Source organism: Dactylosporangium sp. CS-047395 (genome assembly GCF_050942185.1).
Taxonomy (GTDB): domain Bacteria; phylum Actinomycetota; class Actinomycetes; order Mycobacteriales; family Micromonosporaceae; genus Dactylosporangium.
In genome coordinates this window covers 5,787,248-5,808,371 of record NZ_CP192015.1, presented here as the reverse complement: position 1 = coordinate 5,808,371, position 21,124 = coordinate 5,787,248, and the positions used below count along the sequence as shown (strand labels likewise).

Here is a 21,124-nt window from a genome sequence, read left to right as displayed (position 1 = left end):
CGGGCGCGTCAGGCGTACAGGTTCAGCTCCGCCACCGACCACCAGCTCGTCGACGTGCCGGTCTGCACGATCCGGACGTACCGCACCGTCTGGGCCGGGAACGTGGCGGTGACCAGGGCGCCCGTGCCGGTACCGGTGGCGATCGGGGCGCTCCACGTGGTCCCGTCGGCGGAGGTGAGGATCTGGTACCCGCGGGCGTAGTCGGCCGCGCTGCCCGCCGAGTCCATGCGCAGCTCCTTGAACGTGCGGGCGGCGCCCAGGTCGAGCTGGAGCCACTGCCCGTTCGCCATCGGGGTGCCGGTCGACCAGCGGGTGGTGGTGTCGCCGTCCAGGACGCGGGACGGGACGTCGGTGCCGCCGGTGGGCGAGGCGGTGGCCGTCCAGCCGGTGCGGGACAGGGGGCCGGTGGGCTGGGTGACGGTGCCGGAGGTGTCCAGGTTCAGTTCGGCCACCGACCACCAGCTCGTCGAGGTGCCGGTCTGCACGATCCGCACGTACCGGGCGGTCTGGGCCGGGAACGTCGCCGTGATCAGGGCGCCGGTGCCGGTGCCGGTGGCGACCGGGGAGCTCCAGGTGGTGCCGTTGGCGGAGACCAGCACCTGGTACCCGCGGGCGTAGTCGTTGGTGCTGCCGGCGGCGTCCAGGCGCAGGCGGTCGAAGGTCTGCGCGGAGCCGAGGTCGACCTGCAGCCACTGGCCGTTGGCCATCGGGGCGCCGGTGGACCAGCGGGTCGCGGTGTTGCCGTCGATGGTGCGGGCCGGGACGTCGGCGCCGGCGGTCGAGGAGGCGGTGACGGTCCAGCCGGTGCGCGGCAGGGGCGTCTCAACCTGGGTGCTGCCGCCCAGGGTGAGCTGGCCGGTCAGGCGCAGGTCGCGGGAGGAGGAGCCGACGGCGAGCTGGTGGGTGCCGGGGGTGGTGGTCCAGGCGCTGCCCCAGGTCTGGAAGCTGCGGGCGTCCAGCGTGACGGTGACCCGCTGGGTCTGACCGGCGGCGAGCGAGACCTTGGTGAAGCCGCGCAGGTTGCGTGGGGGCTCGCCGGCGGCGGCGGGCTGGCCGACGTACACCTGCGGCACCTCGGAACCGGCCCGTGATCCCGTGTTGGTGACGTCGAAGGCGACGGCCACCCGGCCGTTCGTGTCCGGGGCGGCGACGGTCAGGTTGGCGTAGCCGAAGGTGGTGTAGGACAGGCCGTGGCCGAAGGGGAAGAGCGGCGTCACGTTCTGGGCGTCGTACCAGCGGTAGCCGACCTTGAGGCCCTCGGAGTACGACACCTGGCCGTTCTGACCGGGCCACTGCGCCGTGGTGTTCGCCGGGACATCAGCCAGGCGCGCCGGGAAGGTGACCGGGAGCTTGCCGGTGAAGTTGGCGTCGCCGTAGAGCAGGGCGGCGAGGGCGTTGCCGTCCTCCTGGCCCGGGTACCACGCCTCGACGACCGCCTTGACGCTGCCCAGCCAGGGCATGGTGACCGCCGAGCCGCTGTTGACCACGACGACCGTGTTGGGGTTGGCCGCGGCGACGTCGGCCACGAGCTGGTTCTGGGCCGCGGACAGGTCGATGCCGGCCAGGTCGGAGCCCTCGGACTCGAAGTTGTCGACGAACACGAGCGCGGTGCCCGCGCCGCGGGCGGCGGCGACGGCCTGGTCGTGGACCGACTGGCCGGGCACCGCCCAGCCCAGGGTGAGGTTGCTGGCGCCGCCGCCCTGGAAGTAGTCGACCTCGAGGCTGACGTTCTGCCCGGCGGTCAGGGTGACCGAGCCGGTGCGGGTGGTGCTGCCCTGGTTGAACCAGTTGTTGATCACCTGCTGGCCGTTCACGAGCAGCCGGCTGCCGTCGTCGCTGGTCAGGGAGAACTGGTAGGTGCCGGTGACGGTGGGGTGCAGGGTGCCGGTGTACCGCGCGGACCAGTTCGTCGCGTTGACGCCGGGGGCCGGGGAGGCGCCGCCCCACACCTTGTCGATGGTGCTCTCGGCGCGGCTGAGTACGGCGGGGCCGGTGAGGTCGGTGCTGTTGTGGTACTCCGCGCTCAGCCCGGTGACCGCGCTCGCCGGCACCGGCGGCAGCGCGCCGTCGGCGGCCGGGATGCCGGGGGCGTAGACGGCCGAGGCGCTGCGGGCGTGGATCGCGTCGAAGGGCGTCACGAGGTACGGCGCGTTGACCGCCGCGCTCCCGCCGCCCTGGACCATCGCCCGGGTACCGCCGCCGGGCCCGATGACCGCGACCGTGGACCCGCCGGCCAGCGGCAGCGCGTTGCCGGCGTTCTTGAGCAGGACCGCGCCGTCGCGGGCGACCTGGCGGGCGACGTCGGCGTGGGCGGTGGTGGTCACGACCGCGCCGGTGTTGACGGTCTGGGTCCTGTCGAACAGGCCGCGGCGGAACATCGACAGCAGGATGCGCCGCACGTGGTCGTCGATCGTCGCCTGGGAGACCTGGCCGTTCTGCACCGCGGTGGTGAGGGCGGCGCCGAAGTACTGGCTGCCGGGCATCTCCATGTCCAGGCCGTTGTTGGCCGAGGCGACCGTGGAGTGGGTGGCGCCCCAGTCGGAGGTGATGAAGCCGGTGAAGCCCAGGTCGCGCTTGAGCACGTCGTTCTGCAGCGGCCCGTTCTCGCAGGCGAAGGCCCCGTTGACGGCCGAGTAGGAGCACATGGCCGAGTCGGCCTGGCCCTGCTGGACGGCCGTCTCGAAGGCCGGCAGGTAGATCTCGCGCTGGGTGCGGGCGTTGACGATCGCGTTGTCGGCCAGGGTGTTGCGGTTGGTCTCCTGGTTGTACGCCGCGTAGTGCTTCACCTGCGCCATCGGGCCCTGGCTCTGGATGCCCTGGATGTCGGCCGCGCCGATCTGCCCGGCCAGGTAGGGGTCCTCGCCGAACGACTCGAACGCCCGGCCCCACCGCGGGTCGCGCACGATGTTGATGGTCGGCGCGAGGACCACGTTGGTGCCCTTGCCCCACTGCTCGGCCCCGAGGACCTCGCCGTACCGGCGGGCCAGCCCGACGTCCCAGGTGGCGGCCGAGGCGACCGGGGCGGGCAGCTGCGTGACGCCGGTGAACCCGTCGCCCGCGCCGACCGGCCCGTCCTGCAGGCGGATCTGCGGGATGCCGAGCCGGGTGTTGGCGTCCACGCAGCCGGCGAAGCCGCAGCCGGCGCCGCCGTGCAGCATGGTGAGCTTCTCGGCCTGGGTCATGGCCGCGAGGAGCTCGTCGGCGCGCTGGGCGGGGGTCTGCGACGCGTCGCGCCACGGTTGGTCGGCCGCCTCGGCGGCGCGGACGCCGGCGAGGAGGCCGGCGGTGAGCGCGGCGACGGTGCCGGCGGCGAGCAGGGCACGGCGAAGTGACGGCATCGATACTCCGAAGGTGATCATGGCGGTGATCGGGAGAGCGCTCTCCGAGCCTGAGGCCCGCCGTCCGGACTGTCAAGGCCTTCAATTCGAAGGACACTTCGACCAGCACCGATGCGTCGCACATGCACGTGCGACATTGCGTTACGGCAGCATCACGCGACCCACCGTCACCGGGGCATCGGTCGGCAGGGCAGATGCCGATGAGCCGAGTGTCTGAAACCCGCGTCGAAACGTGCGTCGGAAGATCTACTTGTGACAGGCTCACGAACGTTCCACTTGTGCTTTGGAGGCAGGCTTGACCAGCAATCTGGATGTCGCGCTCAAGGGCGCGATGAACATCGACGGCGCCATCGCCGTCGCGCTCGTGGACTACACCAGCGGCATGACGCTCGGCACGATGGGCGGCGGGCCCGACTTCGACATCACCGTGGCCGCGGCCGGCAACACGGACGTCGTGCGGGCCAAGCTGCGCACCATCGAGATGCTCGGGCTGCCCGACAAGGTCGAGGACATCCTGATCACGCTCGACCACCAGTACCACATCATCCGCCCGCTGAGCGCGCTCGGCGGCCGCGGGCTGTTCCTCTACCTCGCGCTGGTCAAGTCCCGCGCGAACCTAGCGCTGGCCCGGCACCAGCTGCGCCAGATCGAAGAGGGCCTCGAGCTGTGACCTTCTTCGGGACTGCGACCCCGACCGGTGCGGAGGGGCTGCCCCGCCGCGCCGGATCGGAGCAGGCCTGGACCGGCACCACGCCGGCGTTCGGCACCAGGATCGATCCGATGGCCGCCGCGCTCGCGGCGGTCCGCTCGGAGCTGACCGACCTGCGGCTGCGGGTGCCGGGCGTGCGGGGCGCGGCCGTCGGCGGGGTCGACGGCCTGCTCATCACCCACGACCTGCCGCCCGGCCTGGAGCCGGCCGACCTGGCGGCACTCGCCGCGACCACCTACGGCCTGGGCCGCCAGACGGCCATGGTGCTCGGCCAGAGCCCGTTCCGCGACGCGACCCTGCGCAGCGAGGGCGGATACTTCACGGTGTACTCGATCAACCCGACCAGCCTGCTGGCGGTCCTGGGCGACGACGGCATCAACGTCGCCCGCCTGCACCTCGAGGCCCGCCCCGCCGTGGCCCGCCTCGCGCCGCTCCTGCCGTAAGAACCACCGGCGGCCGATTGGCTCCAGCGTTGCCCGGACGACGCGAGCCATGATGACGCCGTGGAAGCCTTCGAGGATCTCAGCACCCCGCTCGTCGCCGACGCCTGCGTGCGCGCCGGCATCCCGCCGCGGATCGCGCCCGCCGGCATCAGGCCCGTCATTCCCGGGACGCGCCTGGCCGGACGGGTGCTCCCGGCCCGCCACGCCGGCAGCGTCGACGTCTTCCTGGAGGCCTTCGAGGCCGCCGAGCCGGGCGACGTGCTCGTCGTGGACAACGGCGGGCGCACCGACGAGGCCTGCATCGGCGACCTGACCGTGCTCGAGGCCGCCGCGGCCGGGGTGGCCGGCCTGGTGGTCTGGGGCCTGCACCGCGACACCGCCGAACTGGTCGAGATCGGGCATCCCGTGTACAGCTACGGCGCCCTCCCGCTCGGCCCGCTGCGCGTCGACCCGCGCGAGCCCGGAACGCGCTTCGGCCCGTACGAGATCAGCCGGAACGACCTGGTCCTCGCCGACGACGACGGGGTGCTGTTCCTGGAGGCCGGGCAGGCCGCCGCCGTCACCGGGATCGCCAGGACCATCCGGGACACCGAGCGTGAGCAGGCCCGGAAGATCAAGGTGGGGGAGACGCTGCGGCGGCAGACCGCGTTCGCGGAGTACCTCGCGCGCCGCGAGGAGGACCCGCAGTACACGTTCCGCATGCATCTGCGCCGGGTCGGTGGGGCCATCGAGGAGTAGACGCAGGGCCAGGCAAAGGGTTTGCCTCGTTGACGGGGAAGTTCGTCGATGTGAGGGTGCGAATCACATTGACGGGCGGCTACGCGTGCCGACACGACCGCCGCGCGTACCCCGACGAAGGGATCCCCCATGCGCAAGAGACGGACACTCGCAGTCGGCGCGGCCATCCTCGCCGTCGCCGCGAGCGTCGTCGCCGGCCCGGCGCCCGCCCAGGCGCTCGCGGTCACCGGCCTGGGCTCGACGATCGCGCTGAACAACTGCTCCGGGTCGCTGGTGCGCTGGCCGCAGTCGGTCGACTCGGACCGGGCCATGCTGCTGACGAACGGGCACTGCTACGAGAACGGGTTCATCCCGGCCGGCCAGGTGTACACCAACCGCACGAGCAGCCGCACCGGCACGCTGCTCAGCGACACCGGGGCGTCGCTGGGCACCGTGCGCGCCGACAAGCTCATCTACGGCACGATGACCGGCACGGACGTCTCGCTGTACCAGCTGACCGACACGTTCGCGCAGATCAAGTCCAAGTACAACAACACCACCGCGCTGACCGTGGCCGCCTCCCGTCCGGCCGACGGCACCGCGATGACGATCCCGTCGAGCTACTGGAAGCAGGTCTGGACCTGCTCCATCAACGGGTTCGTGAACACGCTGCGCGAGGACACGTGGACGTGGAAGGACTCGATCCGGTACAACACGGGCTGCCAGACCACCCATGGCACCTCGGGCTCGCCGATCATCCGTTCGTCGGACCGGCAGATCATCGGCATCAACAACACGGGCAACGACGACGGGCAGCAGTGCACCCTCAACAACCCGTGCGAGGTCGACGCGAACGGCACCATCACCGTCCACCAGGGACAGTCCTACGGTGAGCAGACGTACTGGTTCACCACCTGCCTGAACTCCTCGCGGGCGATCGACCTGACGGTGTCCGGCTGCATGCTGACCGGCGCGACCACGCCCGGCAACCGGGTCACCGTGACCAACCCGGGCGCGCAGACCGCCACCGTCGGCACCGCGAAGTCGCTGCAGATCACGGCGACCGACTCGGCGTCGGGCCAGACCCTCACCTACTCGGCGACGGGGCTCCCGGCGGGCCTGAGCATCAACGCGAGCACGGGCCTCATCTCCGGTACCCCGACCACGGCCCAAACCACCACCAGCACCGTGACCGCCCGCGACACCACCGGCGCGACGGGCAGCGCGAGCTTCACGTGGACGGTCAGCGGCGGGGGCGGCGGCACCTGCAGCGGCCAGAAGCTGACCAACGGCGGCTTCGAGTCCGGCGCGACCGGCTGGACCGGCACGACGGGCGCGATCGGCCAGTGGTCCTCGCAGGGCCAGGCCGCGCACGGCGGCACGTACAGCGCCTGGCTGCTCGGCTACGGCTCGACCCACACCGAGAGCGTCTCCCAGTCGGTGACGATCCCGGCCGGCTGCTCCGCGACGCTGACCTTCTGGGTGCACATCGACACCGCCGAGACGACGACGTCGACGGCGTACGACAAGCTGACCGTGACGGCCGGCTCGACCACCCTGGCGACGCTGTCGAACCTGAACAAGGCGAGCGGCTACGTGCAGAAGTCGTACAGCCTGAACGCGTTCGCCGGCCAGACGGTGACGCTCAAGTGGAACGGCACCGAGGACTCCTCGCTGCAGACGTCGTTCGTGATCGACGACGCCGCCGTGACCGTGAGCTGACGCAGACCGGGGTGGGGGCCGGCACCCGGAGCCGCCCCCACCCCACCCTCACGAGTCCTGGGCCTTGCCCGTGGTCAGCCGGGCGAGCACCAGCGCGACCAAGATGATCAGGCCGTACACCGCCTGGATCCACTGCGCCGAGATGCCGGCCAGGGTCAGGATGTTGGTGATCAGGCCGAGCACGAGCACTCCGCACAGCGCCCCGAACAGGGTGCCCTTGCCGCCGTTCATGCTGACCCCGCCGATGACGGCGGCCGCGAACACCTGGAAGATCATGCCGCTGCCCTGGGCGGAGGCGATCGAGCCGAGCCGGCCGGTCATGAGCAGCCCGGCGAGTGCGGCCAGCGCCCCGGCGATCATGAAGACCGCGTACATGACGCGGTCGGTGCGGATGCCGGCCGCCCGGGCCGCGTCGGCGTTGCCGCCGATCGCGTAGACGGCGCGGCCGTGCCGGAACCAGCCGAGCACCCCGATCCCGGCGGCGAACAGGGCGGCGCAGATCCAGATCGACAGCGGCAGCCCAAGCCAGGCGGTGTTGCCCAGGTACATCACCGACGGCGGCAGCGTGAACAGGCTCTGCCCGCCGGTGATGCCGATCTGCACGCCGCGTGCGGTGATGAGCATGCCGAGCGTCACGATGAACGCCGACAGCCCGAAGCGCAGGATCAGCAGCCCGTTGAGCCCGCCGATGGCCACCCCGGTGAGCAGGATGAGCGGCACCGCGAGGGCGGCCGACCACTCGGTGCCCAGGCCGTGGTCGGCGACCGGGATGACCAGCGCCACCCCGAGCGCCGGGGCGAGCCCGACGGTCGACTCGAGGGACAGGTCGAACCGGCCCCCGATCAGGATCAGCGTCTCGGCCAGCACCAGCAGCGACAGCTCGGTCTGCTGCTGCAGGACGTTGACGAGGTTGGCCCGGGACAGGAAGACCGGGTCGATCACCGCGCCGACGATGAGCAGCACGATGATGGCGGGGACCAGCGCGAGGTCGCGCATGCGGCCCAGGCGCACGGAGGGGCGTACCAAAGCGGTGGTGGTCATGCGGCGACTCCTTCGACGGCGGCGACCACGTCGGTGTCGCTCCACCCAGCGGGCAGCTCGGCCGTGACCCGGCCGTGGAACATGACGAGGACCCGGTCGCAGTGGCGCAGGTCGTCGAGCTCGTCGGAGACCATGAGCACCGCGGTGCCGGCGTCGGCGGCGGCCCGCACGGCGCCGAGCAGCGACTCCTTGGAGCGCACGTCGACACCGGCGGTCGGGTTGATGAGGACCAGGACGCGCGGGTCGGCGGCCAGGGCCCGGGCCAGGACCACCTTCTGCGCGTTGCCGCCGGAGAGGCTGGCGACGGGCGCGTCGGGGCCTTCGGCGCGGATGTCGTACCGCTCGATGAACTCCTCGGCCTTGGCCCGGCGCCGCGCGGGGACGATCACCCCGCCCGGTCCGAGCCGGTCCGCGATCGGCAGCGTGGCGTTCTCGCCCACCGACAGCAGCGGAATCAGGCCCTCCCGGTGCCGATCCTGCGGCACGAGCCCGATCCCGGCGGCGAGCGCGTTCGGAACGCCGGAACGAACGTTGACGTCGCCGACGCGCACGGTTCCGGAGCTCGGCGCGAGGAGACCGCCGACGGCCTCGGCCAGCGCCACCTTCCCGCTGCTGCCCGACCCGGTCACACCCACGATCTCGCCCTCACCCACGTCGAGCGAGACCGGCCCAAAACGGTCGACAACCGACACATCGTGCAAGGCAAGAACAAGATCAGAAGAGCGAGGCTGCCTTGGTACTACCGAAGTCAGCCCGACGGCCTCGCCCGTCATGGCCGCGACCAGGTCGTCGTGGCCGAGCGACTTGACCGGCGACGTCAGCACCCACCGCGCGTCGCGCAGGACGGTGACGGTGTCGCACACGTCGTACACCTCCTGCAGGTGATGGGAGATGAACAGCATCGTGACGCCGGCCGCGCTCAGCGCGCGCAGCCGCTCGAACAGCCGGTCGATGGCCGTCGCGTCCAGTCGGGCGGTCGGCTCGTCCAGGATGATGAACCGGGCCCCCTGCGACAGCGCCCGGGCGATCTCGACCAGTTGCCGCTGCTCGACGCCGAGGTCCCCGGCCAGGGCCCGCGGGTCGACGTCGACCGCGTACTCGTCGAGCAGCTCCGCCGCCCGCCGGCGCAGCGCCGCCCAGCGCACGACGGTGCCCTGCCGGTTCAGGAACAGGTTCTCGGCCACCGTGAGGGTGGGGATGATGGTGGAGCGCTGGAAGACGCAGGCGACCCGGGCCCGCCAGGCGCCGCGGTCGGCGACTGGCGGGGCGGGCTCGCCGCCGAAGCGGATCTCCCCGCCGTCGGGCTTGTGTAGCCCGGTCAGCAGCGAGACGAGGGTGGACTTGCCGGCGCCGTTGCGCCCGACGAGCGCGTGGGTCTCGCCGGGCGCGATGCGCAAGGAGACTTCGGACAGCGCCGTGGTGGCCCCGAAGCGTTTGGTGACGCTCGAGGCCTCCACGGCGGGGTGTGCTGCGGTCATCACTTCCCGATCTGGTTGCCCCACAGGGCCTTGTCGTCGACGTTCTCCTTGGTGACCAGCGGCGCGGGCAGCTGGTCCTCGAGCACGCCGTCACGCACCTGGACGATGGTGCTGTCGTGGTCGGTCTTGCCCGGCTGGAACGTCTTGCCGTCGACCGCGGCCTTGGCGTAGAAGAGCGCGTACTTCGCGTACAGGTCGGCGGGCTGGGAGACGGTGGCGTCGATGTCGCCCTTGCGGATCGCGTCGAACTCCTGCGGGATGCCGTCGTTGGACACGATGAAGATGTGCTTGGGGTCGCTCGGCGGGACGAGCAGGTTCTTGGACTTCAGCAGCTGCAGGGTCGGGGCCAGGAACACGCCGCCGGCCTGCATGTAGATGCCGTTGATGTCGGGGTGCTGGGCGAGGCGGGTCTGCAGCGCGGCCGAGGCCTTGGCGCCCTCCCAGTCGGTGGGCTCGGCGAAGACCGTGATGCCGGGGAACTTGCTCTGCATGCAGGCGGCGAACGCCTCGGACCGGTCGCGCCCGTTGACCGAGGACAGGGCGCCCTGGAACTCGACCACCTTGCCCTTGCCGCCGAGCTTCTGGCCGAGGAACTCACAGGCCTTTTCGCCGTACGCCTTGTTGTCGGCGCGCACCACCATGTAGACGTTGCCCTTGTCGGGCCGGGTGTCGACGGTGACCACGGGGATCTTCTTCTGCTCCAGGGTGGTGAGCGTGGTGGCGATGGCGCCGGTGTCCTGCGGTGCCATCACGATGGCCTTCGCGCCCTGGCTCGTCAATGCCTGGGTGTTGGCCACGAGCTTGGCGATGTCGTTCTGCGAGTTGGTCGGCGTCATGAGGTTGATGCCGGACTCCTTGGCGTACTGCGGGATGTACTTCGCGTAGGAGTTCCAGAAGTCGGAGTCGGCCCGCGGCAGGTCCACGGCGATGGGGGAGCCGGCACCTCCGGAGGCCGAGCCGCCGGGGGTCGCGTCGTCGGAGCAGGCGGCGAGGGAGATGAGCAGGGTGGCGGCGATGAGCGGCGGGAGCATTCTCATGGCGTGGCCTCGTTCCAGATCGGTCCGTCGGGGTAGGCGAACTGAGCGCGGCTCTCGGGCCGCATGGTGGAGCTGAACCCGGGCGCCGTCGGCGCGAGATAGCGGCCTGCGCGTAGGCGGACCGGGTCCGTGAAGTGTTCGTGAAGGTGGTCGACGTACTCGATGACGCGGTTGTGCATGGAGCGGGAGACCGCCACGTAGTCGAACATCGACAGGTGCTGGACGAGCTCGCACAGCCCGACCCCGCCCGCGTGCGGGCAGACCGGGACGCCGAACTTGGCCGCCAGCAACAGGATCGCCACGTTCTCGTTCACCCCGGCGACGCGGGCGGCGTCGAGCTGGACGAACGAGACCGCGCGCAGCTGCAGCAGCTGCTTGAACACGACCCGGTTCTGCACGTGCTCGCCGGTGGCGACCGGGATCGGCGCGATCCGCCGGGCGATCTCGGCGTGCCCGACGACGTCGTCGGGCGAGGTGGGCTCCTCGACCCACCACGGGTGGTACTGGGCCAGGGCCCGGACCCACTCGACGGCGGTGCCGACGTCCCAGCGCTGGTTGGCGTCGACGGCGATGCGCACGTTGGGCCCGCACACCTCGCGGGCGATGCGCATCCGGCGCAGGTCGTCGCCGAGGTCGGCGCCGACCTTGAGCTTGATCTGGGTGAAGCCGGCCGCGACGGCCTCGCGGCACAGCCGGGTCAGCTTCTCGTCGTCGTACCCGAGCCAGCCGGGCGAGGTGGCGTAGCCGGGGTACCCGTCGGCGAGCAGCGCGGCGACCCGCTCCTCGCGGCCCTCGGCCCCGGGCTTGAGGATCTCCAGGGCCTCGGCGGGGGTGAGCGCGTCGGTGAGGTACCGGAAGTCGACGAGCTCGACCAGCTCCTCCGGCGACATCGCGGACAGCAGCCGCCACAGGGGCAGCCCGGCCCGCTTGGCCTTGAGGTCCCACAGGGCGTTGACCACGGCCGAGATGGCCATGTGCATGACGCCCTTCTCGGGGCCCAGCCAGCGCAGCTGCGAGTCGTGCACCAGCTCGCGCCACAGGCCGCCGAGGTCGCCGAGCACGTCGGCGACGACCCGCCCGACGAGGTACGGGCGCAGGGCCAGGATCGCCGTGGTCTGCACCTCGTTGCCGCGCCCGATGGTGAAGGCGAACCCGTGGCCCTCGTGGCCGTCGGCGGCGTCGGTGCGCAGGACGACGTAGGCGGCCGAGTAGTCGGGGTCGGGGTTCATCGCGTCGGACCCGTCGAGCTGGCGGGACGTGGGGAACCGCACGTCGTAGGTATCCAGGGACGTGAACCGTTCGCTCATACATCGGATGTTTAGCAGGACGCGGCGGCCGATGCAAGGCTCGATACGGTATTGACGTGATGAGAGATCGGATGTTCACTATCGAATCGAGGGTTGCCCATCGGTTCGTTCGGGCGGAGCCACCGCCGCGGACCGGGGTGACACCCGGGTGTCGTGACGCCGACGCGGCACCACGGGACAGGTGCCGGCCGCGGAGACCCGCGGCCGGCACGCTCCGGTCAGGACGTGACCAGGTCGAACTTCTCCCACGGGCCGATGGCGTCCCGGTTGGCGATGAGCGGCGCGGCGCCCGCGCTCTCCGCCGTGACGTACCGGCTGTTGACCGTGGCCTGCAGGCTCACGCTGTTGTCCGAGTTGCGCAGCAGCCGGAAGGTCTCCCACGAGCCGGCCTGGGCCCGGTTGGCCACGAGCGGGTTGGCCCCGGCGTTCTCGGCGCAGACGAACTGGCCGTTGACCCGGGCCCGCAGCGCCACGAGGCCGCCGCCGAGGTCGACGACGTCGAACTGTTCCGCGGTGCCGATCGATGTCTTGCTGGCGATCAGCGGGCTCGTGCCGCCCGCGTCGGCGGTCACGTAGCGGGTGTTCACCTGGGCCCGCAGCGCCGAACCGGCCGGCGGCTGGGTGGTGCCGGTGGTGATCCGCAGCGCGTCGACCATGCCGACCGACGTGGTCTTGTTGACGATCCGGATCGTGTGGGTGCCGTTGGCCAGGCCGGTCTTCGTGTATACGGTCTGCTGGGCCTGCCGGGCGCCGGTGGCGTACAGGTTCACGTTGGCCTGGAAGACGTTGTCGATGTACACGTCCAGGTTGCCCATGTCGCTGAAGCGCTCGGAGAGCACCTGCACGCCGGTGCCCGTGAACGTGTAGCTCGCGGCGGCGCCGACCGTGGTGCTGTGGTGCGTGTCGTCGTTGTAGTCGCCGTAGCCGCGGGCGGTGGTCAGGAACCAGTTCGCGTCGTACGTCAGGGCGGTGTCGTTGACGAGCCCCGGCTGGCCGGCGCCGGGGGTGCCCAGCGTGGACGCCGTACCGGACAGGGTCTTCTGGCCGTTGTTGGCGGTGCCGGTCAGGGTGGCGCGGGTGTAGGACGTCAGCGGCTTGGCGGTGCGCTCGACCACGTAGACCGTGTTCGCGGCGGTGCCGAAGGTGACCTCGCCGGCCGTGCTGGTGGCCAGGATCGCGTTGTCGGAGACCCGGCGGACCCGGACCTCCTGCGTGCCCCACGGGTTCACGACGCGGGCCTGCTTGCCGTACAAACTCTTGAGCCCGACGTATTTCGTCTCGTTGCCCTCGCGCTCCGACGTGACGAGGAACCCGTCCTTGGCCAGCAGCGTGAACTTCCCGCTGAAGTTCGCGTCGTTCGGGGCCGCCGGGAAGACCCGGATCTTGTCATTGTAGGACTGGAGCAGCGACTCGTTCATCGCCGCCAGGTGCACGCCGAGGTACTCGAACACCCCGTTGGTGTTGTTGGTCATGCCGTTGGGGTAGTTCTGGTACCGCTGCAGCATCAGCTTCATGCCCGCCAGCGCCTGATCGCCCAGGCCCAGCCGCGCGGCCTGCACGGCGTCGTTGGCCCACACGTTGCTGTACGGGTTGGGCCGGCCGTTCCAGCTGTCCAACGCGGTCTGGTAGTCGGCCGCGCCGATGCCGGTCAGGTCGTAGGGCCAGATCAGCTCGGCGGTCACGTTCTCGCCGTTGCGCTGCTGGACCGACGGCGGGTCGTGCGGCAGCCAGGCGCCGTTGCTGACCTTGTACGGCTCGATGTTGGTGAGCACGTCCTGCCACCCGGCCCGCAGGTTCGCGTCGACGCCGAGCTGGTTGCTGACCGCGATGGTCAGCGGGAACAGCAGCCGGACCGCGGCCAGGTCGGTGATCGCGTTCTTGACGTCCCAATAGGTCTCGTGCGCGTTCGACGAGGCCATCTGGTACTTCCCGGTGCTCGCGTCCCGCGTCAGTTTCGCCTGGTAGAACTTGACCACCTCGCGCATGAACGGGTACGCGGTGCTCTGCAGGTAGGCGGTGTCGTTCGTGTACCGGTACTGCAGGTACATGTTGTAGGCGGCCTCGGTGCCGGTCGAGTAGATGTCGTTGACGAAGTCCGAGCCCACGGTGCCGCGCGCGTTGCCGTCCCAGCCCATCGTCTCCGGTGTCCACAGCCCGTCGATCGCGTACCGGGTCTGGGTGTAGGCCTTCAGCGCGATGTAGTTGCGGCTGTAGAGCCGGTTCTCGGTCGCGAACAGGTCGACGTGGTTCGAGGCGAGCATCGAGTTGTACAGGTCCCGCTGATTCCAGTACCAGTAGCCGTTGCTCCACTTCGTGTTGTCCTGGGTGGCCCGGAACACGCCGTTGATGAAGTGGAACGGGTAGGTGCCGAAGCCGCCGGCGGCGATCATGTAGGTCGCGAGGTAGTACACGTTCTCGAGGTAGTCGCCGGTGCCGGCCGCGCCCGAGTACTGCACGAACGACCTGGCCCAGAACGCGTGCCAGAAGTTGCGGTAGTTGTTGAGCGTGGTCAGGTAGCCGGCGCTCTTGGCCGCGGCGAGCTGGCTGCGGGCGGCGGCGACCGAGTCGCGGTTGGCCGCGTTGATCCGGCTCGCGACCGTGAACCACACTGTGTAGCTGGCGGTCGGGGTGATGCTCAGCCGCACCTGGCGGCCGCCGACGACCTGGGTGGAGTACGCGGCGCCCTCGACCGTCGCGGCGAGGGTGTAGCCGAACCCGCCGGGATCGTTCTGGCCGCGGCTGAACCCGGCCGCGGTGCTGTCGGCGAACGTGCTGATCTGCCGCCACGTGTCCAGGTTGGGTACGTCGGCGCTGTTGCCCACCGTCGCCGGGTCCCACATGCTCAGGTCCAGGGTGGTGGTGCCGAGGCCGGTGCGGGAGTCCTCGACGTGGATGCCCATCACCTCGGAGCCGGGCACGCCGAGCACGGTCACGGTGCGGTTGTTGTCGTACTTCGTGGTCAGCGTGCCGTCGTAGAGCGAGAGCCGCTGCTGGTAGGTGCTGTACCCGGAGTCCAGGGCGGGGCTCGTGTTCAGGTTCACCAGGCCGGCGGCGTAGGCCGACTGCTCGGACGCGTCCACGTTGGACGCCTGCATGGTGATCCCGTTGGCGCTCCACGCCATCGCGCCCGTGCGGCCGTTGCCGACCGTCAGGCCGTACAACGGATTGGTCTGCGGGCTGTTGTAGACGACGTCGTGCTTGGACAGGTAGCCGGCGTAGTCGACGTCGAGGGCGCCGGTGGCCGGGTTGAACGCCTGGTCGGTGGTGGCGGCGGTGGCGGCGTCGCCGGGCAGGACGGCGACGAGCGAGCCCACGAGGGCGGTGGCGGCCGCCAGGAGGGCGAGTCGGCGGGACACGGTTGCTTCTCCTTCTGCAGGACGTTGGGCGACCGCCCGCGGCCCACACCCGCCGAACGCGGGGCCGCGGACGGTCGTCCGCTAGATGCCTGCAGTCAACATGGGAGGTATCGGCTTCGTCAATGGCCGCGGTGCGGCATATGCCAGCCTTCATGCTCCCAGAGGTTGGATGATTCAGTCGCCAAATCCGGAACCCGTCTCCAGCACGGACTTCATGTCGCTGAGGATCCAGGCCCAGCCGCCGCCGGCCCCCATCTCCTCGAACGCGCCCGCCATGACCTGGGCCATGCCCGGGGCGTTGTCGAGCTCGTGGGTCACGGTCAGCGCGGTGACGCCGTCCTTGCCCTCCTTGAGCTCGTACGTCAGCTTCGTGAAGCCCTCGGCCGCGACGTTCGGGTCCATGAGCATCCGGAACGTCTGCACCAGCTTGTTCGGCGGGTCGACCTCGAGCACCTCGCCGTCCGTGCCGACCTCCGGCGCGCCCATGGCGATCATGCCGGCGTTCGACCGCCCGACGATCTTGCCGCCCGGGCGCAGGTCCATCTCGGTGGCGCCGCGGTAGCCGTAGCGGTTGTTCCACTCGGGCGAGGTGATGGCCTCCCAGACCTTCTTCGCGTCGGCCTTGATGTAGACCTTGTACACCTGCGTTCCGCTCATGTGTCGTCCTCCAGAGAGTGCTTCAGGTCGAGCAGTGCCGCCGCGGTGTCCGACGTGTACTTGTCGATCCACCGGTCGTGGATCTGCCGGATCGGCACCGCGTTGAGGAAGTGCAGCTTCTCCCGGCCGTTGCGCCGGGTCACCACGAGGTTCGCCTCTTCCAGGACCTTCAGGTGTTTCATCACCCCGAAACGGGTCATCTCCAGCTCGGACTCCAGCTCCGTCAGCGTGCGGCCGTCACGCGCGAAGAGCAGGTCGAGCAGGAACCTCCGGGTGGGGTCGGCGAGGGCCTTGAAGACGCGATCGTCGTCGTCCACCGGCCCAAGTTATGTGACCATTCGGTCACGTGTCAAGCGAGGTCACCCGCCGGGCGGCGATCGCGGCCTGCATGCGGCTCTGCAGCCCGAGCTTGGCCAGGATCCGCGACACGTGCGTCTTGGTGGTCGCCTCGGCGATGCCCAGCCGGGCGGCGATGGCGGCGTTGGACAGCCCCTCGCCGAGGCACTCGAGCACCTCGCGCTCCCGGGCGGTGAGCAGCCCGACCGGCACCGGCAGCGGCACCTGCGCCTCGGCGACCGGCCCGGCGAAGGCGCCGAGGACCCGGCGGGTGACGGCCGGTGCGACGACGCCCTCGCCGCGGGCCACCGTGCGCACCGCCGCGACCAGTTCCTCGGCCGAGGCGTCCTTGAGCAGGAACCCGGCGGCGCCCGCCCGCAGCGCCCCGAAGAGGTACTCGTCCAGGTCGAACGTGGTCAGCGCCAGAACTCCGGTGACGCCGCCGGCGACGATCTCGCGGGTCGCGGCCACCCCGTCCAGGCGCGGCATCCGCAGGTCCATGAGCACCACGTCGGGGCGCAGCCGCAGCCCGATCTCGACCGCCGCCGCGCCGTCGGGTGCCTCGCCGACCACGTCGATGCCGGGGTGACTGCGCAGGATGAGCACGAGCCCGGCGCGTACCGCCGGCTGGTCGTCGGCGACGAGCACCCTGATCATGCCGTCGTCTCCCACGGCAGCCGGGCCTGGACCACCCACGTGTCGTCCTCTTCGCCTGCTCGGAGTTCGCCGCCGAGCAGAGCCGCGCGCTCATGCATGCCGATGAGGCCCGCGCCCTCGTTGCGCCGGTGTCCGGCCGGGAGCCGGGATCGGACGTGGATACGGGTGGCCTGAGGGCCACACGCCACCGAAACCGTGACCGTCCCGCCGTCGCCGTGCTTGAGCGCGTTGGTGAGGGACTCCTGCACGATCCGGTACGCCGCCAGATCCACGCTCACCGGCACCTCCTCGACCGCACCGCGCACCTCGAGGCGGACCGGCAGCCCGGCCCGGGCCACGAGGTCGTCGAGCGCGCCGAGCCCGCCGGGCGCGTTGTCGGGCAGCGCGGCGGGGTCGCGCAGCGTTTTGGGGTCGCGCAGCGTTTTTGGGTCGCGCAGCGTTTTGGGGTCGCGCAGGAACCCGACCATCCGCCGCATCTCGGCGAGGCCCTGCACGCTGTTCTCCCGGATGGCGGTGAGCGCCGCCCGGGTCCCGTCCGGGCCGAGGTCGGCCGAGAGCGCGGCGGTGGCGTGGATGGCGACGGCGCTGAGATGGTTGGCGATGACGTCGTGCAGCTCCCGCGCCATCCCGGCCCGCTCGGCCGCGACGGCGTTGGCCCGGTCCGCCTCGGCCAGCCGCGCGACCTGCTCGGCCGACCGGCGCGCGGCGGCGGCCTGGTCGCGGTGGTGGCGCACGTGGCTGCCGGTGAGGATCGGTACGACGGTGACGAGCGCGAGCAGCAGCCCCAGCCCGACGGCCCGGAAGTCCCGCAGCACGACGAGGCAGGCCACGGCGGTCACCACGCTGCCGACGACGGCGGTGGCGAGCAGCACCCGGGCCAGCCGTGCGGTGCCGTGCAGGCAGGCGTCGTAGAGGACCTGGGTGTACACCAGCGGCGTCGCGAGGGACGGCCCGATCACCACGTCCCCGGTCACCGCCGCGGTGCCGACCAGCACCGAGGTGAGCGGCGCGGTCCGGCGCAGCAGCAGGGCCCCGCAGCACACGACGAGCGGCACGAACAGCCACCGCGGGTCGACGTGCGCCTGGTACTGCCCGGTGAGGTACATCAGCGCACCGACCCCGAGCCCGCTGCCGGCGAGCACCAGATCGACCGCGCGTCCCCTCACCCGACCGATTCCACCATCCGGTCGCGCCCGCGCTCAATGCGACTTTCGATTTACGCCGGCGTCTCCAGGCGCGGGCAGGTGCAGCGGGCCACGGCGAGCAGGCGGTGGTCGAGGCGCCGGCCCAGCGGCAGCTCGACCCGCCCGAGCAGGTCCGTCACCCCGCCCAGCGCGGCCAGGGCGGCACGGCGGCCCGGGCCGGCGGCGCCGAGGTGCTCGACGACCGCGGCGAGGATCTGGTCCGGGTCGACGAAGGTCAGCGCGGCGGCCAGGGCCGCGTCGGTGCACGGCTTCTCCGGCAGGTCGGCCAGCACCGCCGGCCCGGCGCCGGCGTGCCAGGCGGCGACGACGGCGCCGATGCGGTCGACCGCGACCGCGCGCGCCCTGTCGGTGCGCTCGGCGGTGACCAGGGCGGCCACGAACGCGTTGATCAGGCCGCGGAAGGCGATGTGGTCGAGGTACCGCAGCGGCCCGAACCGCACCGGGAACCAGGCGTCGTCGAGGGTGGCGCTCAGCCGCTCGGCGAAGGCCCGGGCGTCCTCGCGCTGCCCGGGGGTGACGCCGGGGCGCGGGCGCGGCGGGGCCTGTTCGGGCCATCGGATCAGCAGGTCCGCCGCCGCCGCACGGACCGCCGGGTCCGGGTCGGTGCCGGCGATGCGACGCAGTTCGGTGCTGCTGGCGCGCGGGTCATCCATGGCGGCCGCCGATTGTCATAGCGATTGTGGTCAATGAGATTACCGCCGCGGGCGCCCGGAGCGTCATCGGCCGAACCGGTCGGGTCCGTCCAACGATGTACGCGAACCGTCGCCGGTGCCGACGCGATCGGCGCGGCCGGCGGCGAGGCTCGAAGCCATGCTGATCGCGTGGATCGTCGGATGTGAGATCGCCTTCTGGGTACTGCTCGTCCTCGGCCTCGGCGCCCGCTACCTGCTGCGCCGGCGGCGCACCGGGGCGGTGCTCCTGGCCGCGACGGCGCTCGTGGACCTGGTGCTGCTGGTGGTGGCGGCGATCGATCTGCGCGGCGGGGGAGCGGCCGGGCGCACGCACGCCCTCGCCGCGGTGTTCGTGGGCTTCTCGGTGGCGTTCGGGCCGTCGATGGTGCGCTGGGCCGACGTGCGGTTCGCGCACCGGTTCGCGGGCGGGCCGCCGCCGCGGGTGATCGCCAAGCGCGGGCCCGAACGGGTCAGGTACGAGTGGCGGGAGTGGGGCAAGGCGCTCCTTGGCGGGGCGATCGCCGTGGCGCTGCTGGAGGGTGCGAGCTGGTGGATCGGGGGCGGCGAGCGGACCGAGGCGTTGCGGGGGATGGCACGGTTCGTGGTGTTTGCCCTGGTGGTCTGGTTGCTGGGGTGGCCGGTGTGGGTTTCTGTGGTTCAACTCTTGACTGCCCACACAAACGGGCGTAAACAAAACACAAGCAAATCGAAACGGCGGTGAAACCACATCATGTACGCCGAGGAGCGGCAGCAGGCCATCGTCAGAATCGCCCGTGAGCAGGGGCGGGTCGAGGTGGCCGGGCTGGCCGACGAGCTCAACGTCACGTCGGAGACGATCCGCCGCGACCTCACCACGCTCGAACGGGCCGGGGTCCTGCGCCGGGTGCACGGCGGGGCGATCCCGGTCGAGCGCATCGGCTTCGAGCCCGCCCTCGCCACCCGCGACGCCGTGCTCGTGGAGGAGAAGGAGCGCATCGCCAAGCTGGCCCTCGGCGAGGTCCCCGAAGAAGGGGCGATCATCCTCGACGCCGGCACCACCACCATCAAGCTGGCCAACCTGCTGCCCGCCGACCGCGAGCTGACCGTCGTGGTCAACTCGCCGGTCATCGCCACCGCGCTCGGCACCCGGACCAACCTCAACGTGCTGCTGCTCGGCGGCCGGGTCCGGGGCAAGACCCTGGCCACCGTCGACGACTGGTCGCTGCGGCCCCTCGCGGACCTCTACGTCGACGTGGCCTTCGTCGGCACCAACGGCATCTCGGTGGAGCGGGGCCTCACCACCCCCGACCCGGCCGAGGCGGCGGTCAAAAGAGCCATGATCAAAGCCGCCCGTCGTACTGTCCTGCTGGCCGACCACACCAAGCTCGGCAACGACTACCTGGCCCGGTTCGGGGAACTCGCGGACGTCGACCTCATGGTCACCGACTCCCGCGCCGACTCCGACCTCGTCGGTGACATCGAGGCCACCGGGGTCAGGGTGGTCCGCGCATGATCGTCACCGTCACGCTGAACCCGAGCCTGGACCGGGCCATGGACGTGGGCCGGCTCGCGCGGGGCGAGGTCATCCGGGCCACCGCGGCCCACCTCGACCCGGGCGGCAAGGGCGTCAACGTCTCCCGGGCGCTGCTGGCCAACGGCGTGCCGTCGGTCGCGGTGCTGCCCTGCGGCGGCGACGAGGGCGGCCAGCTCGTGCGGCTGCTCAAGGCCGAGGGCGTCGAGGTCCTCGCGGTGCCGATCTCCGGCCGGACCCGTTCCAACATCACCCTGGCCGAGCCCGACGGCACCGTCACCAAGGTCAACGAGCCCGGCCCGGAGCTGGTCGGCACCGAGTTCGCCGAGATCACCGAGCGGGTGCTGGCCCGGGCCGGCTCGGCCGACTGGGTGGTGCTGTGCGGCAGCGTCCCGCCGGGCCTGCCCGCCGACGCCTACGCCCAGCTCTCCCGCCGCCTGGCCGGGGCCGGCATCCGGGTCGCCGTGGACACCTCCGGTCCCGCCCTGCGCGAGGCCGCCGCGGCGGGGGCGACGCTGCTCAAGCCCAACCGGGACGAGCTGGCCGAGGTCGTCGGCGCATCCCTGGCCGACCTCGGCGACGTGGTCGCCGCGGCCCAGCAGCTGCGCGGGTGGGGCGCGCAGACCGTCCTGGCCAGCCTCGGGGCCGACGGGGCCGTCCTCGTCGACGCCGACGGCGTGGTCACCGGCACCTGCCCGGTCGCCCGGCCGCGCAGCACCGTCGGCGCCGGCGACGCCCTCCTGGCCGGGTTCCTCGCCGCCGGCGCGCGCGGAGCCGCCGCGCTCGCCGAGGGCCTCGCCTGGGGCGCCGCCGCGGTCAGCCTGCCCGGCAGCAGGATGCCCGGCCCCGCCGACCTGATCCGCCACAACGTCACCATCCACCCCCGACCGGACGAGCTCCGCCCACTGCTGTCCGGACCTTCCTCCTGAAGGAGACACCC

At 71.5% G+C, this 21,124-nt stretch carries 18 protein-coding genes; 7 read left to right on the top strand and 11 right to left on the bottom strand.

What is annotated here, in order from left to right; genetic code table 11:
* Positions 1-8 precede the first annotated feature (8 nt).
* Positions 9-3,338 (bottom strand): glycoside hydrolase family 3 C-terminal domain-containing protein, encoded by a 3,330-nt coding sequence (locus ACQP00_RS27305; RefSeq protein WP_433199616.1) that lies wholly within the window; start codon positions 3,336-3,338, stop codon positions 9-11.
* 331 nt (positions 3,339-3,669) lie between these two features.
* Between ACQP00_RS27305 and ACQP00_RS27300 the strand changes: the two genes are divergently transcribed.
* The 4 genes from ACQP00_RS27300 to ACQP00_RS27285 all read left to right on the top strand — a co-directional run bounded on the left by ACQP00_RS27300 (position 3,670) and on the right by ACQP00_RS27285 (position 6,929).
* Positions 3,670-4,008, top strand: a complete 339-nt coding sequence (locus ACQP00_RS27300) for a hypothetical protein (protein ID WP_433224009.1) — start codon at positions 3,670-3,672, stop codon at positions 4,006-4,008.
* Positions 4,005-4,490 carry a roadblock/LC7 domain-containing protein gene (locus ACQP00_RS27295; protein WP_433199613.1) on the top strand — a complete coding sequence of 162 codons (486 nt, stop codon included), beginning with the start codon at positions 4,005-4,007 and terminating at the stop codon, positions 4,488-4,490. Before ACQP00_RS27300 ends, ACQP00_RS27295 begins: the two co-directional genes overlap by 4 nt.
* Positions 4,491-4,550: 60 nt before the next feature.
* Positions 4,551-5,228 carry an RraA family protein gene (locus tag ACQP00_RS27290; protein ID WP_433199610.1) on the top strand — a complete coding sequence of 226 codons (678 nt, stop codon included), beginning with the start codon at positions 4,551-4,553 and terminating at the stop codon, positions 5,226-5,228.
* A 129-nt stretch (positions 5,229-5,357) separates the two neighbouring features.
* Positions 5,358-6,929 carry a putative Ig domain-containing protein gene (locus ACQP00_RS27285; protein WP_433199607.1) on the top strand — a complete coding sequence of 524 codons (1,572 nt, stop codon included), beginning with the start codon at positions 5,358-5,360 and terminating at the stop codon, positions 6,927-6,929.
* A gap of 48 nt (positions 6,930-6,977) precedes the next feature.
* Here ACQP00_RS27285 and ACQP00_RS27280 read toward each other — a convergent pair whose 3' ends face one another.
* The 10 genes from ACQP00_RS27280 to ACQP00_RS27235 all read right to left on the bottom strand — a co-directional run bounded on the left by ACQP00_RS27280 (position 6,978) and on the right by ACQP00_RS27235 (position 18,656).
* Positions 6,978-7,970 carry an ABC transporter permease gene (locus tag ACQP00_RS27280; RefSeq protein ID WP_433199604.1) on the bottom strand — a complete coding sequence of 331 codons (993 nt, stop codon included), beginning with the start codon at positions 7,968-7,970 and terminating at the stop codon, positions 6,978-6,980.
* Entirely contained in the window at positions 7,967-9,448 is a 1,482-nt protein-coding gene (locus tag ACQP00_RS27275) for a sugar ABC transporter ATP-binding protein (RefSeq protein WP_433199601.1), read from the bottom strand. The genes ACQP00_RS27280 and ACQP00_RS27275 overlap by 4 nt, the downstream gene beginning before the upstream one ends.
* Positions 9,448-10,485: a sugar ABC transporter substrate-binding protein gene (locus tag ACQP00_RS27270; protein WP_433199598.1), complete on the bottom strand. Its 1,038-nt coding sequence runs from the start codon at positions 10,483-10,485 to the stop codon at positions 9,448-9,450. Before ACQP00_RS27270 ends, ACQP00_RS27275 begins: the two co-directional genes overlap by 1 nt.
* Positions 10,482-11,792, bottom strand: a complete 1,311-nt coding sequence (locus ACQP00_RS27265) for an L-fuconate dehydratase (RefSeq protein WP_433199595.1) — start codon at positions 11,790-11,792, stop codon at positions 10,482-10,484. Before ACQP00_RS27265 ends, ACQP00_RS27270 begins: the two co-directional genes overlap by 4 nt.
* Before the next feature lie 218 nt (positions 11,793-12,010).
* Entirely contained in the window at positions 12,011-15,148 is a 3,138-nt protein-coding gene (locus ACQP00_RS27260; RefSeq protein ID WP_433199592.1) for a glycosyl hydrolase family 95 catalytic domain-containing protein, read from the bottom strand.
* A 174-nt stretch (positions 15,149-15,322) separates the two neighbouring features.
* Positions 15,323-15,805 (bottom strand): SRPBCC domain-containing protein, encoded by a 483-nt coding sequence (locus tag ACQP00_RS27255; RefSeq protein WP_433199589.1) that lies wholly within the window; start codon positions 15,803-15,805, stop codon positions 15,323-15,325.
* Positions 15,802-16,122 carry an ArsR/SmtB family transcription factor gene (locus tag ACQP00_RS27250; RefSeq protein WP_433199586.1) on the bottom strand — a complete coding sequence of 107 codons (321 nt, stop codon included), beginning with the start codon at positions 16,120-16,122 and terminating at the stop codon, positions 15,802-15,804. Before ACQP00_RS27250 ends, ACQP00_RS27255 begins: the two co-directional genes overlap by 4 nt.
* Positions 16,123-16,147: 25 nt before the next feature.
* Positions 16,148-16,798, bottom strand: a complete 651-nt coding sequence (locus ACQP00_RS27245) for a response regulator (RefSeq protein WP_433199583.1) — start codon at positions 16,796-16,798, stop codon at positions 16,148-16,150.
* Positions 16,795-17,964 (bottom strand): sensor histidine kinase, encoded by a 1,170-nt coding sequence (locus tag ACQP00_RS27240; protein ID WP_433199580.1) that lies wholly within the window; start codon positions 17,962-17,964, stop codon positions 16,795-16,797. The genes ACQP00_RS27245 and ACQP00_RS27240 overlap by 4 nt, the downstream gene beginning before the upstream one ends.
* A gap of 50 nt (positions 17,965-18,014) precedes the next feature.
* Positions 18,015-18,656, bottom strand: a complete 642-nt coding sequence (locus ACQP00_RS27235) for a hypothetical protein (protein WP_433199577.1) — start codon at positions 18,654-18,656, stop codon at positions 18,015-18,017.
* A 157-nt stretch (positions 18,657-18,813) separates the two neighbouring features.
* On the opposite strand from ACQP00_RS27235, the gene ACQP00_RS27230 reads away from it, so the two are divergent.
* The 3 genes from ACQP00_RS27230 to pfkB are packed head-to-tail and all read left to right on the top strand — an operon-like array spanning position 18,814 to position 21,113.
* Positions 18,814-19,395 carry a hypothetical protein gene (locus tag ACQP00_RS27230; protein ID WP_433199574.1) on the top strand — a complete coding sequence of 194 codons (582 nt, stop codon included), beginning with the start codon at positions 18,814-18,816 and terminating at the stop codon, positions 19,393-19,395.
* 9 nt (positions 19,396-19,404) lie between these two features.
* The gene (locus ACQP00_RS27225) at positions 19,405-20,166 is read left to right on the top strand and encodes a DeoR/GlpR family DNA-binding transcription regulator (RefSeq protein ID WP_433199572.1); all 762 of its coding nucleotides are present in this window, start codon (positions 19,405-19,407) and stop codon (positions 20,164-20,166) included.
* Positions 20,163-21,113 carry a 1-phosphofructokinase gene (pfkB, locus tag ACQP00_RS27220; RefSeq protein ID WP_433199569.1) on the top strand — a complete coding sequence of 317 codons (951 nt, stop codon included), beginning with the start codon at positions 20,163-20,165 and terminating at the stop codon, positions 21,111-21,113. The genes ACQP00_RS27225 and pfkB overlap by 4 nt, the downstream gene beginning before the upstream one ends.
* The last annotated feature ends 11 nt before the right edge of the window (positions 21,114-21,124 follow it).